The sequence below is a fragment of the Ferruginibacter albus genome (assembly GCF_020042285.1).
GTDB lineage: Bacteria > Bacteroidota > Bacteroidia > Chitinophagales > Chitinophagaceae > Ferruginibacter > Ferruginibacter albus.
In genome coordinates this window covers 1,890,773-1,907,021 of the sequence record NZ_CP083388.1, presented here as the reverse complement: position 1 = coordinate 1,907,021, position 16,249 = coordinate 1,890,773, and the positions used below count along the sequence as shown (strand labels likewise).

Genomic DNA, 16,249 nt, shown 5'->3' with positions numbered 1-16,249 from the left:
ATGTCGCAAATACGAAAGCAAAGTATTCTTTCTTCGATAATAGTATATATAGGCTTTGCATTGGGTTTTTTTAATACCTACTTATTTACGAAAGAAGGCGGCTTCTCTCAATCGGAATATGGACTAACAGGCATTTTTATTGCTGTTGCCAACATCATATGTTCTTTTGCTACGTTTGGTATGGGAGCCTATATCACAAAATTTTATCCGTATTATAACGACAACCTATCGAAGAAAAAAAATGATATACTTACCTGGGCACTTACAATATCCTTGATCGGCTTTTGCTTTGTTGTAGTATTAGGATTAATGTTTAAAGACACCGTAATAAGAAAATACAGTCAGAATTCGCCACAGTTTGTACAATATTATTACTTGATATTCCCACTTGGACTCGGGCTTACCCTCTATACTATCTTTGAAGCATATGCATGGCAATTAAAAGAGTCGGTAATAACCAGCTTATTCAGGGAGGTTATTTTTCGCTTATTTACTACGATATTAATATTCCTCTTTTTTGCAAAGATCACCACTCCATTTAACACGTTCATTCACATTTATTCATTCACTTATATAGGCATCGCCGCAGGATTATTTATTTATTTGTTTATAAAAGGACAGATATCTTTTACATTCAATACAAGCATTGTTACCAAAAAATTTTTTAGAAAGATCGTAGTATTTGTAAGCTATATATTCGGCGGCTTGATCGTTTACAATATTTCACAGGTGTTCGATTCAATTCTATTAGGGTCAGTATCAAAAGAAGGCTTAGCTGCTGTAGCTGTTTTTACATTAGGCCAAAATATTGCAAGTGTTGTACAGGCGCCTCAACGAGGTATCATTTCAGCTTCTTTCGCAGCATTATCACAGGCATGGAAAGATAAGGACATGGCAAAGATCAACCGAATTTACCATCGTTCTTCTATTAATCAATTGATCTTTGCTATAGGGTTGTTTCTCTTAATATGGCTAAACTTTACGGATGGTATCCACACCTTTCATTTTCAAAAAAACTATTCGCAAGCACGTTGGGTTTTCTTTTTCATTGGATTGATGCGAATAATAGACATGGGAACGGGTGTAAATGCACAGATCATCGGTACTTCCACCCTTTGGCGTTTTGAGCTTTTTACAGGAATAATTTTAGTAGCATTGACACTTCCCTTGAACTATTTTCTTACTAAATATTATTTTGGAACATTGGGCCCGGCTATTGCCAATCTTATTTCTTTTACTGTGTATAATGCCATCAGGTATTGGTTTTTGTTGAAAAAATTCAAGCTGCAACCTTTTGATATGAAGACACTCTATACGTTGTTTTTAGGAGCGGGTTGTTATTACTGCTGCTATTTGCTGTTTAATAATTATACAGGATTTGGCTGGATCGTTATTCGAAGTATTACTTTTTGTTTATTGTTCATACCCGGAACTCTTCTACTAAAACTATCCCCGGATATTATCCCCGTTTGGCAAACAACATTGAAACGTTTACGGCTAAAAAAAGTAAATGATTAATTACCTGTAATATTGGAAACTCTTCCGCCGCCAATAAATTTCTTTTTATAATAGCCTTCATCCAAATTACTTATGGTAACACCTTCATTGGTACTGCTATGCACAAAATAACCATTCCATAGATACACGCCTACATGGCTTACACCTCCTCGTGTATTAAAAAAAACAAGATCGCCTTCTTTCAGATCATCTCTATACAGCCTGTCTGTAGCCGTATATTGTTCTTTTGCCGTACGGGGAAGTGTAACAGCATATACATTGTTGATTAATGTTGATGCAAATGCGCTGCAATCAATTCCATCCTGTGTAGTGCCGCCATATTTGTAACGGGTGCTCATCCATTCATCTATAAACCCATATAGCTTAAGATTGGTAATAAGCTCTACTGCAGTATCTAACAATAAGCCATATTTGAATTGAAGCGAAGAGCATTTTTCAATATAGGAGGCCGAAGTATTCGTTACTACAGTAGCTGTTATTGGCTTTGCTGTACTTGTTTTAGAAGAGGCAGTTGGCGTACGTAAACTTTCACCGGAAGAAGTACCGGGAACAATTTCTATATTATCTATGAATTTTACTGAAGTAGCTTGCGCTTTGGCAAAGGACATTCCTCCTGCAAGAAGACCAACAGAAATAAATATTTTTTTCATGCATTGGATGTTTTATAGTTACAAAAGCTGCGCAAAGGTACGCCCCTTCTATTCCTTAATCAACTTCTTTTTATAAACCGATGTTAATTGTTTTCCCGCAACCAAGCCTTTGCTCCCATAAATTACTGTGGAAAAAACAAAGCGTACAATCCCCTTGTTATGAACGATATTTGTAAGCTCTACAATTTAAAAAGGCTTGGGGTAAATGAAATTCTCACATCTTCACGTACATACGCAGTTTTCTTTGCTGGATGGGGCTGCTCCTATCAAATCCTTATATAAAAAGGCTATTGCAGACGGTATGCCGGCACTGGCCATAAGCGACCATGGTAATATGTTCGGCGCTTTTGAATTTGTGAAAGAAGCCTATAATCACAAGAACGATGATGGAACGCTGAAAATAAAACCCATTGTTGGTTGCGAGTTCTATATTACACAAGACCGCACCCGCAAAAATTTCAGCAAGGAAGAAAAAGATCCGCGACACCATCAAATACTATTGGCCAAAAATGATGTTGGCTATAAGAACCTCGTAAAGCTTACATCCCTTGGTTATATCGAAGGAATGTATTCCAAGTATCCGCGTATCGATAAAGAGCTTATTCATAAGTACCATGAGGGGTTAATAGCAACCACTTGTTGTCTTGGCGCCTTAGTGCCTCAAACTATATTAAAAAAAGGCGAAGCAGAAGGCGAGAATGAATTCAAATGGTGGTTGAATATATTTCAGCAGGATTATTACGTAGAGTTGCAACGCCACGGTATTCCTGAACAGGATAAGGTAAACGAGATACTATTAAAGTATGCCAAAAAGTATAATGTAAAAGTTATTGCCAGCAACGATTCTCATTATGTTGATCAAAAAGATTTTAATGCGCATGATATTTTGTTGTGCATTAATACGGGCGAAAAACAAGCCACTCCTGCCCTTCGTGAATTTACTGATGATGACGTTTTAATTAAAAACAAACGCTTTGCATTTCCCAACGACCAGTTTTATTTTAAGACCACGCAGGAAATGTCAACTGTGTTTGATGATTTACCCGAAGCAATTGACAACACCAATGAAATTGTAGATAAGGTTGAAATACTGGATCTAAAACGTGATATCCTGTTGCCCAATTTTGTGGTGCCTGCTAACTTTAAATCGCAGGATGATTATTTAGAAAGCATAACATGGTCGGGTGCAAAAGATCGTTATAAAATATTAACTCCCGAGACGGAAGAACGCATAAAGTTTGAGCTGGAAGTTATTCGTAACATGGGGTTTGCCGGGTACTTTTTAATTGTAAGTGATTTCATTCGTGCAGGCAGGGAAATTGGTGTGTTTGTAGGTCCCGGTCGTGGTTCTGCGGCTGGCAGTGTGGTAGCATATTGCATCGGCATTACCAATATCGATCCCATAAAATACAATTTACTTTTTGAAAGATTCTTAAATCCCGAACGTAAGTCAATGCCCGATATTGATACGGACTTTGATGATGAAGGACGCCAAAAGGTAATTGATTACGTTGTTCAGAAATATGGTAAGAACCAGGTAGCACAAATTATTACCTACGGTACCATGGCTGCTAAATCGAGCATTGCCGATGTTGCCCGTGTAATGGATCTGCCTTTGCCGGAGAGCAGGGCTTTATCCAAATTGGTTCCTGAACGTCCGGGTATTGTTTTAAAAAGATTATTAAAGGCTCCTATTACTGCTAAGGAAGCAAAAGACGGCGAGAAATCGTTGGAAGAAAAAGAAGCATTGATAGCGGATGATATTGAGAATGTAAAAAAACTGCGTGAGATATATAATGGCACTGACGTACTCAGCAAGATATTACATGAAGCTGAGGTATTGGAAGGTTCTGTTCGCAATACCGGCATCCATGCCGCAGGTATTATCATTGCACCGAAAGACCTGACAGAACTATTACCGGTAGCCACTTCCAAAGAATCGGAATTATGGATCACACAAATTGAAGGCAGTGTGATCGAAGAGGCAGGTGTAATTAAAATGGACTTCCTGGGTTTAAAAACCCTTAGCATTCTTAAAACTGCATTAAAGCTGATAAAGGAAAATCATAATGTAGATATAGCGATCGATGATATTCCGTTGGATGATGAAAAAACATACCAGCTCTATCAACAAGGCGATACCAATGGTACATTCCAGTTTGAAAGTGCTGGTATGCAAAAGTATCTGCGTGAATTAAAGCCGGATAAATTTGATGATCTTATCGCTATGAATGCCTTGTATCGCCCCGGTCCGATGGCGTATATTCCTGATTATGTAGATAGAAAGCATGGCAAGAAACAGGTTGTCTATGATCTTGCCGATATGGAAGAATACCTGAAGGAAACCTACGGTATTACAGTTTACCAGGAACAGGTGATGTTGCTTTCGCAAAAGCTGGCAGGCTTTAGTAAAGGAGATGCCGACGTATTGCGTAAGGCAATGGGTAAGAAACAAAAAGCGGTGCTGGATAAAATGAAAGTGAAGTTCATTGAAGGAGCTACCGGCAAAGGACACCCTAAAGATATCCTGGAAAAAGTATGGACGGACTGGGAGGCATTTGCACAGTACGCTTTTAATAAATCACATTCCACCTGCTATGCATTTGTAGCCTATCAAACGGCTTATTTAAAATCGCATTATCCAAGTGAATACATGGCGGCGGTTTTAAACCATGCCGGCAGCATTGATAAGATCACCTTCTTTATGGAAGAGTGCAAACGCATGGGCATTACAGTATTGGGTCCGGATATCAATGAATCGCAAAGCGGCTTTGCTGTAAATGATAAAGGCGAGATACGCTTTGGCTTCAGCGGATTAAAAGGCGTAGGTGAAGCTGCTATTGACAGTATTATTGAAGAAAGAGGCAAACGTGGTCCCTTCACTACTATTTACGACCTGGTAAAGCGGGCAAACCTTAGAACTGTAAATAAAAAATCGCTGGAAAGCTTGGCGTACTCCGGTGCTTTTGATTGTTATAAAGACATTCATCGGGCGCAATACTTCTTCCAGGTTCCCGGCGATTCTCCCGGTTTGGAGAAAGTCGTAAAGTTTGGGAACATTTTTCAATCGCAGGCATCCAGTGCTACCAATACTTTATTTGGCGACCTGCAAATGCCTGAGATCGCTGCACCAAAATTACCTATTTGCGAGCCTTGGCCGCTATCGGTAAAACTTGATTTTGAAAAGGAAGTTACGGGCATGTACATGAGCGGGCATCCGCTGGATAACTTTAAGTTTGAGATGAGACATTATAATATTACCTCTTTAGCAGAATACAACGAATTTAAAGCAGCCGTGGCAACACATCCTAACCCTTACAGGGCTTTTCGTGTAGCAGGTCTGGTAATAGATGCCCAACACCGGGTAACCAAAACAGGAAAGAATTTCGGCATATTGACCATTGAAGATTACAGCGATAAAAGTGAGTTCATGCTATGGAGCGAAGATTATGTGAAATACACGAACTATTTGGAAAAAGGAATGATCGTAATGGTGGAAGGTGCTTTTAAACAACGTTACAACAGTGATCAATATGAGTTTAAGTTATCAAAAATCCATTTACTCGAAACGGTAAAACCTACCCTTACCAAGCAAATAGTGATCAATATAGAGCCGCAATTCATTAAACCGGAAATGGTGGATTTTATAGAGAACAATATTCGACAAAATCCCGGCAAATCCGGCTTGCGTTTTAATTTAAAAGATATAAGAAACGATTACAAAGTAGGTATGTATACGCTTGAAAAAGGCTTTACCATGAACGATGATATGGCGATCTTTCTAAATAATAACCCCGATCTGGATGTGAACGTGGTAACAGCATAAGCTTGATGCTTATCAAATAATTTAATTTTTTTTGTTACTCACATATTTTATATTTTCATTTGTAATATTTATAACCAAAAAACAACTTACAAATGAAAAAAGTTTTTTTATCCGCCTTAGCCGTATGCTGTGTAACGCTATTATTTAGCTGTAAAAAAGACAGTACCGATCCCGGAACCGGCACAACCGGCGAAAGCTCGTGGACCATTGACGGTAAAACCAATACCAGCAGTATAGGAGTAGTTGCTAATGATAATATTCTTAGTGCGGGTGGTGGCAATGGTGGCTTTGATATTGATTTTACGCAAGCCCCTGTTGCTGGAACATATACGGTTGTCAGCAGCATTGACCTTTCAACCAGTTCACAGTGCTTTGTTGAAATAGATAATGAAAACCCTTTTGCTCATTATACTTCTACAGGAGCTTCCGGCGATAAAGTAGTGGTAACTATTGTAAATGGAAAATATGTGGCTACGTTTACCAATATATCTATGACACCGGATATTACAGGTACTACCATTTTAAAAGCTTCCGGCAAATACGTTCAAACATTTTAAGCAGACAATATTCAAAAAAGACAAGGTTCGGGCATTTCCTGAACCTTTTTTTATACACATAACTCGATGCTAAAAGTCTGTATTTTTCATGAAATAATGACCATTTTTGAACAATTCACACTGACAAATGTTTTGTGAATATGTCATTACAGCGCATCTAAGAAATTGGATGTAAATTTGTTCCTCTTTAATCACAAAAACTTAAAAATAAATTAATATGGCAGTAGAATTAACAGATGTGAACTTCAAGGAAAAAGTACTTGATTCAGATAAATTATCAGTAGTTGATTTTTGGGCTGAGTGGTGTGGTCCTTGCCGTGCGATCGGTCCTGTTATCGAGGAATTATCTAAAGAATACGACGGTAAGGTAAACATTGGTAAAGTAAATGTTGATCACAATCCGCAGGTATCTATGAACTATGGTATTACAAGTATTCCTGCTATCCTTTTTGTAAAAGGCGGGCAGGTTGTAGATAAATTAGTGGGTGCTCAGCCAAAAGCAAACTTTGTTAAAAAGATCGAGCAACACATGAACTAATTAAGGAAAACCTATTGTAAAGGCTGTCTGAAAAGGCAGCCTTTTTTGTTTAAAGCATTTCATATTGTCACGGTTATCAATAGTTATTCCTGACTTTGTTTCAAATCCAACTCATCACCATTCACATATCTTCAGTACACAAAGCCCTTTCTTATTACCCATTCTTATTGAAGATTTAAACGTTGACTAAGAGTTAATGTAAAGCATCATTACTAAATTTTCCATTGATCTTTATGTATTCCACCCACATTGTATAAATGTAAAACGTCGTTTACCATTTATACAACCCTTCTGTACATTCTGACGGAGCAATTGTTAATGTTGCAAACGGCGTTTACAACGTTGACAGAGGCGATGTTCATGTTGACGGAGCCTCTGTATATATTTACACCCTCCTTTGTATATTCTGACGGAGGCACTGTATAAATATCCGGCGACAATGTTCTTTCTTCCGGCTGGTCCGCAAACATTGCAAGGGATGTTGTCAATATTGACCAAGAGCATGTACAATTGCTCTGCCAGGTATATCATCATTATTTTCACCTCAGTTTATTGTAATTTTAAAACAATAAACAAATGCTGTATGGATGATCTTTCTACAATGACTACTGATTGTTGTATTTGCGGTGGCGGTCCTGCAGGGATGATGTTAGGATTTTTATTAGCCCGGGCGGGCGTTAACGTTATTGTACTGGAAAAGCATAAAGATTTTCTGCGTGATTTCAGAGGAGATACCATTCATCCTTCCACCATACAGTTAATGCACGAGCTGAATATTTTAGATGATTTCTTAAAAGTGCCTCACCAGGAAGTAACTACCTTAAAAGGTCAGTACAATGATTTTACCGTGCAGATAGCCGATTTCAGTTATTTACCCTTAGCAAAGCCTGTATTGGGTTTAATGCCTCAATGGGATTTTTTAAATTTTATCGCCACACAAGCTAAACAATATAACAACTTTAAATTGTTGACGGAAGCCAATGTTACCGAACTGGTAAAAACGAATGGTAAAGTGTCCGGTATTAAAGCTGTTACGCCCAACGGTATGCTTACCGTTTCTGCTAATGTAGTGATAGGGACAGATGGCAGACGATCTACGGTACGGCAACAGGCAAACTTAAAAGTGTCAACCACCGGCGCTCCTATCGATGTGCTGTGGTTTCGTTTATCAAGAAAAAAAATAGACCCGGTAGAAACCTTTGGTCGTTTTGCCATGGGAAGAATGATGGTGCTATTGCAAAGAGGTGAATACTGGCAATGTGCCTATGTAATTGCAAAAGATGGTTATGAAAAGATCAAGCAAAACAATATAACATCCTTTCAAAAAGAAGTAGCTGCCACTGCTGCATTTTTAAGTGACCGTGTGGATGAATTAAAAGACTGGGAACAGGTAAAATTATTAAGTGTTGCCATCGATCATTTAGAACAATGGTATTGCGATGGACTGCTATGTATTGGCGACGCCGCACATGCGATGTCGCCCATTGGCGGTGTGGGAATAAATTTGGCGATACAGGATGCTGTAGCTACCGCAAATATCTTATACAAGCCATTGCTTGATAAACAACCCATCACGATCGATATTTTAAAACAGGTGCAGCAAAGAAGAATGTTTCCTGCAAGGATCATTCAAAAGGTGCAGGTATTTATTCAGAATGGAATTATACAACGAAAAACAGATCTTACCAAACAAACAAAGCTCCCCTTCTTTTTTAAATTATTAAAATGGTTTCCTGTATTACAAAGAATTCCTGCACGGGTAGTTGGTATGGGCGTGCGCCCGGAACATATAAAGACTCCCAAAGCTTGATATTCATTTCACTATTGAACTGCTAAATAAGCTCTTTACATCTTCTAATCCTGATCGGGAATTGAAAAACTGCTTAATGTTTTATTGCTGCAATCTGCGTGGGATCGTGTTTATATTTAAATACTAAAGGAAAGATCAAACCGATAACCAGCGCATATCCTGCAAAACAAAACCAGATGCTTGTCCAATCCTTTACACCATTCGCTGTAAAATGATCTACCACTTCGCCGCTTATCAATGTTCCTAAGAAAGCTCCTATGCCATTCGTCATCAGCATAAATAAACCTTGTGCACTTGCCCTTATTTTAATATCGGCTTCTTTTTCTACAAATAATGAACCGGAAATATTAAAAAAGTCGAACGCCATTCCATAAACGACCATAGAAAGCACTAACAATATCAATCCGCTACCCGGGTTGCCAACAGCATACAGGCCAAACCTCAACACCCAGGCAAAAATGCTTATGATCATTACACGTTTAATCCCAAACTTCTGTAAAAAGAATGGTATAGTAAGAATGAATAAAGTTTCCGATATCTGTGAAATGGAAATTAGAAGATTAGAATGTATCACTCCAAAAGAATTGGCATATTCCTTAACGTTAGCAAAGTCTCTTAAAAAGGCGCTTCCATAAACATTGGTTATTTGTAAAGCAGCACCCAGCAACATTGAGAAAATAAAAAATATCACCATTTTCTTATTTTTAAAAAGAACAAATGCATCTAAGCCTAATGAAGCTGCCAAACTTTTTTTCTCTTTTGTTTTAGCAGGCGGACATGGTGGGATCGTAAATGAATAGATACCTAAAAACAAAGCAGAAACAGAACTGATATAAAATTGAAGCGGGCTGTTTGTCCAACCGCTAAAATCCACCACCCACAAGGCAACAATAAAACCAATAGTTCCCCAAACCCGTATTGGCGGAAAATCTTTTATGATATTAAATCCCCTGTTTTCAAGAACGATATAAGAAACTGTATTATTTAAAGCAATGGTAGGCATGAATACCATTGAATTTAAGAACATAATCAGGTAGATAGAACTAAAGCTGGTTGCTTTTGAAGCCTGGTATAATAAAACGGCACCAATGATATGACACAAGCCTAATACTCTTTCTGCATTTACCCACCTGTCTGCCACTATACCTAATAATGCAGGCATAAATAAAGAGGCAATACCCATTGTTCCATAGATGCTGCCAACCTGGATGCCTGTAAAATGTAATACATTAAACAAATACCCTCCCAAAGAAATTAACCAGGAACCCCAAATGAAAAACTCTAAAAAATTCATTACAGTAAGCCTAAACTTAATACCCATAGCAGCAGTTTTAAAAATAAAAAATAGAAAAAGTTTGGTAACGGAAGATAAGATATATTTTGAAAGTATTGATATTAACTTAAACGCTCTTCTTAGTTCTATCTCATATCTTTATGGCAATTCAATAAACTCTACATGAAAAAAATAATTTTGTTTTCCTTACTGCTGCTCCCATTCTTTACAATGGCTCAAAAAGTTCCCGAATCTAAAAGAACTTCATTAATAATTTACGAACGCCAACTTTCTGCACTTCGCATACATGCATATGATTCATTAGTTGGAACGGAGCAATACAAAAAATTGGTAAAAAAGATCGATTCTTTACGCTCAAAAGGACATGGGTATATTGCCTTCTCTTTATTTGGCGATATGCTCCACTCTGATTACAGCAATTTGAATAACAGCATTACACAAAGCGGCTTTACTAAATTGAATCCATTTTCATCAAGATTTGGTATAGGCATAAGCAGCCAAAAGAAGCGACGTATGTTCGATTTCTATTTCGCTGTAATAGGATTAAACAATAACGCAACTAAAGAAAACGAGTCAATAAAAGTATCTCTATCGAGCTTACTTGAATTTGATTGGGGATATGATTTTATAAAATCATTAAAAGTAAACTTATATCCATATCTAGGGTTTTCATTGCGTAATTCATCATTGGAATACTCAAAGCCATCAGACTTCAATCCTAACTATACAAACATTAGTAATATTGTACTGAATAATAGATCTGTATTTGCTACTTCAACAACATTGGCTTACCAGGCAGGTGTTGCATTAGATGTATTGATTGATCAGGATAAAAATAAACGAAATAACACCTTTCTCTTTGCAAAGTTTGGTACCACGCGAGCTTTTAATTACGATGAATACGATATAGGAGGAAATTTGTATAAACCGAAGATCCTCCAGGGAGACTGGCTGATTACTTTAGGTTTTAAGTTTGCAAGCTGGGATTAACCAGAAAGTTTTATTTACTACTCATTTCAGAAACGGTCAATACATCCTGCCCCGTTGCATCGCCAAATTCCTGCAGTTTACCAAAAGCTGCTGCAGATGCATAATTCAATAGTTCCTGTGGAGCATGTTGATTGTATAATCCATAGATCAATCCTGCCATAAAGCAATCCCCACTACCCGACCTGTCCACTACACCATGACAGGTAAATTCCTGGGAATGAAATTCTTTATTATCTGTAAATAAGCTGGTATAATATAAGATGTCATTATCCTTGCTGTCAAAACGAAAAGTGTTGGCAACGGTTTTACACTTGGGGAATTTTTGGATGATCTGCTTAGATGTTTCAACTGCATGTGACAAATAAGCATCCCTGCTTTTTTTATCATGGATATGCTCATCAACAGGAATTCCTAATAAAGTATTCGCACTCCAGATATTCCCCATAACCACATCACAATGTTCTACCAATGCAGGCATTACATCAATTGGGTGTTTGCCATATTTCCATAAACGGGAGCGATAGTTTAGATCTACCGAAATAGTAATATCTTTTTTCGATGCAGCTTCGAGCGCTTCCAGGCAAGCATCTGCAACGTTCTCATTCAATGCAGGGCTAATAGCAGAAAAATTAAACCAGGACACATCGTGCAAAACCCTGTCCCAATCGATCATGCCACGTTTTAATTCAGAGAAAGAAGAATGATCCCTGTCGTACACCATGTTTCCTTTCAGATCTGCTCCTCTTTCTAAATAATACAAACCAATACGGTTGCCAGAAAATAAAACAGACGATGTATATATATTATGATACTCTAAATAATGCAGCATGTGACGAGCCATAAAATTATCCGGCAACACCGTACAATATTTTACCGGAACATCCCAGCCTGCCAAAGCTGTTGCTACATTGGCTTCGGCGCCACCTACATATACCAATACAGGATTTTTCTCTGCTGTAGCATTAACAGCGGGCGAAATACGTAATAATAATTCTCCAAAACAAAGGACTTTCTTCTTAGCCATTGAATAAAAATTTATCTAAGCTGAACCGTTCGCAATTATATTACAAGTTAACAAAAAGGCAATAACTAATTCATAACTTAGCTTGAATAATTACGATAACGTTGCCAAAATAAATCAGCATGAGATCACTTAAAAAATTGGTATTAACAGGCTTACTTTTTTACAGCTCGTTTAATGCAATGGCATGGGGAGTATTGGGACACAGAATAGTTGGACAAATTGCAGAAAGCTACTTAACGCCAAAAGCAAAACTGGCAATAAAAACCATATTAGGCAACGAATCCATTGCGATGTCTAGTAATTGGGCTGATTTTATACGTTCTGATTCTTCATACAGCTACCTGACCGATTATCATTATATTAATTTGACTGACAGCATTAATGAAGTACAACTAAAAAAATATTTATTGACCGATACAGCTAAAGATGTTTATACAGAAATAAATTTCTTGATAAAAGAATTGAAGAAAAAGAACCTGGCAAAAGACAAGCAGCAAATGTACCTGCGTTTATTGGTCCATTTTGTAGGTGATGTTCATCAGCCTTTGCATGTTAGTCGTGAAGAAGATTGGGGAGGTAATAAAATTAAAGTTCAATGGTTCAAAGAGCAAACCAATCTTCATTCTGTATGGGATGAAAAGCTGATAGATTTTCAGCAATTAAGCTATACCGAATATGCTGGTGCTATTAATTATGTTACACCATCTCAAAAACTTCAATGGCAAAAAACACCACTTTACGATTGGGTTTTTGAATCGCATGAGCTGGCAGTGAAAATATACAATGGCGTTAGTTTGGATAACCCTAAATTAGGATACCGGTATAACTATGATAACATACATATTATAAATGCTCAACTCTTAAAAGCAGGCGTACGTTTAGCGGGTATATTGAATGAGATTTTCGGATAAAACTCCCTTAAAATAATGTATTTTTATACAGAAGATCAAGCTGCCCTTTGATAGCATACATTTAATTAAACTTTTGCTGTTATGGCTTATGGTAAGCGTCGGAGAAGGATTAAACGCTTTTTTAAAAGCATAAATTTTTTAAGAATCACTATACGTGCGTTTTTTATTTTCTTATTGGCTTGCCTGTCTTTTTTAGGAGCCGACAGTGTTGACAAAGATGGAGCACAAGCCGGCTTTATTCAACATTTTCTTTCCGATATATACGTTGTTTTCTCGTTTCCTTTTATGCAGTTGATCTACCATTTTTTTAGGTACACCACCAATTACAATTGGCAAACGTATTTCATCGGGCTTTTTTTAGATGCCTACTTTTATTCAATAATTATTGGCATTATAATCTATTTCTATCGTAAGACCAGACCCTCCAAAAAACAAAAAGAAGAGTCTGTTAGATAATAGACCGTTTTTGTATTATTCATTTTCTTACTTGAGCTTTAAAAATTCATACCCCCTATTCTCTATATTTAATAAATCTTTATCTTCATCCAAAATACCTTATAAATGAACAACAAATCAACCTTACTGAATACCTTCCTATGCCTTTTAGTTTTTTCTCCCTTTATTTGTTTTTCACAAACTGATAAAAAAATACCCGGTTATTATATTACTACCTCCGGAGACACTATTAAAGGTTGCTTCCCCGGTTATAAAGAGTGGGGAAACAACCCAGCCAACGTAACTTTTATAGGGACTAATGATACTAAAACAATACTTACTGCCAATAACTGTAAATATCTTTCAATAGAAGGATACGATTCTTATGTAAGCTATTCCGGGTTTCGCTTGCTTAATCCAACAGAATTACAAACAGCAACAACGGATTCTTCTGATCAGATAGAAGCTATCTCTTGCTTTTTAAGAATTATTTTCATCAACTATCAATTTCAGCTATTTGAATTGCAGGATGCCAAACGAACAAATTATTTCTATAAGTATAAAAATGAGCCAATACAGGAATTAAAATACAAAGGCTATATTTCAGAAACTTCAGCATTTGTTCAAGGAGATATTTATAAACAGCAATTGTCCAATGTTTTTTCCGCTGAAATTGCTGATAAAAAAATTCAAGTAAACGAACTTAAATATGATGAATTGAGCCTGGCAAATTTTTTAGAAACTATTTATAATACGCCTGCAGCTGCTATTACATCAAAGAGTGCGGACAAAAAGAAAATAAAATATTTTATCTCCGGAGGTATTGCTGTTAACTCATTCTCTGTTTCCGGTGACAATACGCTCCCTGTTGTGCTAGCAAAATACAATACATCTATAAGCCCGGTTTTTATAGCTGGAGCAATTATTCCAACTCAGAGAAACTTTGGAAGACTTTCTTTTTCACCCCAACTAAATGTATCTTCTTATGATCATAGTGGCACCTATAAAACAGGTGGGCCCTCTTATTACGATCAAACTTTTACCTTTAGATCAAGTTTTAAAGCTTCCTTAATATCATATGCCGGATATAATATTGTGCAGGCAAATACACTATCGTGGAGATTAGCAGGAGGACTTGGTGTTAGTTATATAAACAATAATGAAGCAATTAAGAAAGACAACAGAAATAACGGAATCATTATAGATAAACTGCCATCATTAGAAATGTCTTTTAATTTACAAACAAGCATCTTGCTGGCAAACAAGTTAATGTTATTGGTAGATTATAGCTTACCTACTGATGCTGCCAATTATGAGTATTATTTAGGCGACCTGACAACACTTTATGTTACAGCGGGATGGGCATTTTAAAACCTGAATTGTAACCTGCAGGTAAATACATCATCTTTTACATCAGTGGCATAACCGGTTACTTGAGTTGTTTCATTCATAACCCTATCATACCATACAACCAATTTTACGTTTTCATTGATGTAATAAATATATCCAAAACCTAAAGTAGAATATTTAATATCTGTCGCATTGGTATTAGTTCCGGCTTTGCCAATATCATTTCCTTTTACATCTGTATTGGGGTCATACCAATCATATTTAACACCTAACTGGTGATGCCAGTTGCAGATATTCTGTAAAAAATAAAAGTAAGCACCGTTAAAATTTCTTACATAATACGCATCGGTACCGGTTAGTAATGCTGCAGGTGTTTCAGATGTAGCTGCTGTAGCTGTTTGTTTTCCTATAATTATTTCTCCACGCAATTCTGTAAAACAGCCTTACTTATCTTTAATTTTCAATTGCACATCAGCACCATAATATTTTCTTGGTGCGATCTTACCTATATTATTCTGTGATGAATCAATAGTAAATGATCTTAGATCACGATTGGATGTGTACACATATTTGGTGTTTTGCAGAAAGCCTCCATCTAACAATGACACCCCCGTAGAAAAAGTTATCTTTTTATTGATATGAAAAGGTTTGATCGCTACCCTTGCAATAAAATCTTTATGACTGTCATAATCTGCAGGAGCATTTAATCCGGGTCCATTGAAGAAGCCGGCATCTACCTTGAAATAATGTAAGAACCCTTTTTGCCTGCGAGGCTCAAAGGAAACCATCGCCCCCATATCCCGTTCCGTCTTCATTAGTATTTGACTCATCCTTCCTCTTTCAGGACTTTCCCTATCACTTGAAGCAAGGTTTATCTCATATCCAAACGGGCGTGCAAACATGCCCATTGAAAAAGAAAACAGCTTGAATTTATTTTCAAATATTCTTCCCCAAAAGTCTCTTATGAAAACGCCTCGTTCCGTTCCATCAAACTGGAAAACAAATTGTACAGACGGTCCTGTTTGTTCAGCAAAGTGTGCATATTCAAAACGGATACGTCCCCTGCGAAGCATAAAACGATTATCTACATTTGGCGCAAAATCGCCACCGGCATAACTTTTAGCGCCCGGCTCCTGTGTAACCTGAAATTGCGGTTGTATATAACCACCCATCCGTATGAAATCAAATCGTTTATAAATAGACAACATGCCTTTACCAATATCTTTACTGGTATCCACCATATCCATTAAAAATTGAGATTGAGCAGACTGGGCAATAAATAGCAATCCCAGTAAGGCTGGAAACATCCTTAAGCGCATAGCAAAATTTTGCGCAAAGAAAAGGAA

Annotated in this window: 13 protein-coding genes; 8 read left to right on the top strand and 5 right to left on the bottom strand. The window is 37.1% G+C overall.

Going from position 1 to position 16,249, the window contains the following annotated elements; all coding sequences use genetic code 11:
* Window positions 1-1,518, top strand: a complete 1,518-nt coding sequence (locus tag K9M53_RS08385; protein WP_224013764.1) for a lipopolysaccharide biosynthesis protein — start codon at window positions 1-3, stop codon at window positions 1,516-1,518.
* Here the strand turns inward: K9M53_RS08385 and K9M53_RS08380 are convergent.
* Entirely contained in the window at window positions 1,515-2,168 is a 654-nt protein-coding gene (locus K9M53_RS08380; protein WP_224013762.1) for a C40 family peptidase, read from the bottom strand. The two genes, K9M53_RS08385 and K9M53_RS08380, sit on opposite strands and share 4 nt — an antisense overlap.
* A gap of 205 nt (window positions 2,169-2,373) precedes the next feature.
* On the opposite strand from K9M53_RS08380, the gene dnaE reads away from it, so the two are divergent.
* The 4 genes from dnaE (at window position 2,374) to K9M53_RS08360 (ending at window position 8,899) form a co-directional block, all read left to right on the top strand.
* On the top strand, window positions 2,374-5,994 hold the full coding sequence (dnaE, locus tag K9M53_RS08375) for a DNA polymerase III subunit alpha (RefSeq protein ID WP_224013760.1): 3,621 nt from the start codon (window positions 2,374-2,376) through the stop codon (window positions 5,992-5,994).
* A gap of 92 nt (window positions 5,995-6,086) precedes the next feature.
* Window positions 6,087-6,551: a hypothetical protein gene (locus tag K9M53_RS08370; protein WP_224013758.1), complete on the top strand. Its 465-nt coding sequence runs from the start codon at window positions 6,087-6,089 to the stop codon at window positions 6,549-6,551.
* A gap of 217 nt (window positions 6,552-6,768) precedes the next feature.
* A complete protein-coding gene (gene trxA / locus K9M53_RS08365) occupies window positions 6,769-7,089 on the top strand; it encodes a thioredoxin (protein ID WP_224013756.1) in 321 nt (106 codons plus the stop codon).
* 439 nt (window positions 7,090-7,528) lie between these two features.
* Window positions 7,529-8,899, top strand: coding sequence for an FAD-dependent oxidoreductase (locus K9M53_RS08360; protein ID WP_224013754.1), 1,371 nt, complete (start codon window positions 7,529-7,531; stop codon window positions 8,897-8,899).
* 73 nt (window positions 8,900-8,972) lie between these two features.
* Here K9M53_RS08360 and K9M53_RS08355 read toward each other — a convergent pair whose 3' ends face one another.
* Entirely contained in the window at window positions 8,973-10,220 is a 1,248-nt protein-coding gene (locus K9M53_RS08355; protein WP_224013752.1) for a nucleoside permease, read from the bottom strand.
* A gap of 135 nt (window positions 10,221-10,355) precedes the next feature.
* Here K9M53_RS08355 and K9M53_RS08350 point away from each other — a divergent pair, with 135 nt between their 5' ends.
* Window positions 10,356-11,183 (top strand): hypothetical protein, encoded by an 828-nt coding sequence (locus tag K9M53_RS08350; RefSeq protein ID WP_224013750.1) that lies wholly within the window; start codon window positions 10,356-10,358, stop codon window positions 11,181-11,183.
* 10 nt (window positions 11,184-11,193) lie between these two features.
* On the opposite strand, the gene K9M53_RS08345 is transcribed toward K9M53_RS08350, so the two are convergent.
* Entirely contained in the window at window positions 11,194-12,207 is a 1,014-nt protein-coding gene (locus tag K9M53_RS08345; RefSeq protein WP_224013748.1) for a sugar kinase, read from the bottom strand.
* Between the two features lie 119 nt (window positions 12,208-12,326).
* Here K9M53_RS08345 and K9M53_RS08340 point away from each other — a divergent pair, with 119 nt between their 5' ends.
* Both K9M53_RS08340 and K9M53_RS08335 read left to right on the top strand, forming a co-directional pair.
* Complete coding sequence (locus tag K9M53_RS08340) at window positions 12,327-13,118, top strand: S1/P1 nuclease (RefSeq protein ID WP_224013746.1); 792 nt, start codon at window positions 12,327-12,329, stop codon at window positions 13,116-13,118.
* 561 nt (window positions 13,119-13,679) lie between these two features.
* Window positions 13,680-14,924, top strand: coding sequence for a hypothetical protein (locus tag K9M53_RS08335; protein ID WP_224013744.1), 1,245 nt, complete (start codon window positions 13,680-13,682; stop codon window positions 14,922-14,924).
* Here the strand turns inward: K9M53_RS08335 and K9M53_RS08330 are convergent.
* A complete protein-coding gene (locus K9M53_RS08330) occupies window positions 14,921-15,331 on the bottom strand; it encodes a hypothetical protein (protein ID WP_224013742.1) in 411 nt (136 codons plus the stop codon). The genes K9M53_RS08335 and K9M53_RS08330 overlap by 4 nt on opposite strands.
* Window positions 15,332-15,346: 15 nt before the next feature.
* Window positions 15,347-16,210, bottom strand: a complete 864-nt coding sequence (locus K9M53_RS08325) for a hypothetical protein (RefSeq protein ID WP_224013740.1) — start codon at window positions 16,208-16,210, stop codon at window positions 15,347-15,349.
* Window positions 16,211-16,249 lie beyond the last annotated feature (39 nt).

Excerpts from the sequence above, each read along its gene's own strand:
- K9M53_RS08385 (WP_224013764.1), top strand. The coding sequence starts at position 1 with ATGTCGCAAATACGAAAGCAAAGTATTCTTTCTTCGATAATAGTATAT.
- K9M53_RS08360 (WP_224013754.1), top strand. The coding sequence starts at position 7,529 with ATGTTCTTTCTTCCGGCTGGTCCGCAAACATTGCAAGGGATGTTGTCA.
- dnaE (WP_224013760.1), top strand. The coding sequence starts at position 2,374 with ATGAAATTCTCACATCTTCACGTACATACGCAGTTTTCTTTGCTGGAT.
- K9M53_RS08380 (WP_224013762.1), bottom strand. The coding sequence starts at position 2,168 with ATGAAAAAAATATTTATTTCTGTTGGTCTTCTTGCAGGAGGAATGTCC.
- K9M53_RS08350 (WP_224013750.1), top strand. The coding sequence starts at position 10,356 with ATGAAAAAAATAATTTTGTTTTCCTTACTGCTGCTCCCATTCTTTACA.
- K9M53_RS08370 (WP_224013758.1), top strand. The coding sequence starts at position 6,087 with ATGAAAAAAGTTTTTTTATCCGCCTTAGCCGTATGCTGTGTAACGCTA.
- K9M53_RS08335 (WP_224013744.1), top strand. The coding sequence starts at position 13,680 with ATGAACAACAAATCAACCTTACTGAATACCTTCCTATGCCTTTTAGTT.
- K9M53_RS08325 (WP_224013740.1), bottom strand. The coding sequence starts at position 16,210 with ATGTTTCCAGCCTTACTGGGATTGCTATTTATTGCCCAGTCTGCTCAA.
- K9M53_RS08355 (WP_224013752.1), bottom strand. The coding sequence starts at position 10,220 with ATGGGTATTAAGTTTAGGCTTACTGTAATGAATTTTTTAGAGTTTTTC.
- K9M53_RS08345 (WP_224013748.1), bottom strand. The coding sequence starts at position 12,207 with ATGGCTAAGAAGAAAGTCCTTTGTTTTGGAGAATTATTATTACGTATT.
- trxA (WP_224013756.1), top strand. The coding sequence starts at position 6,769 with ATGGCAGTAGAATTAACAGATGTGAACTTCAAGGAAAAAGTACTTGAT.
- K9M53_RS08340 (WP_224013746.1), top strand. The coding sequence starts at position 12,327 with ATGAGATCACTTAAAAAATTGGTATTAACAGGCTTACTTTTTTACAGC.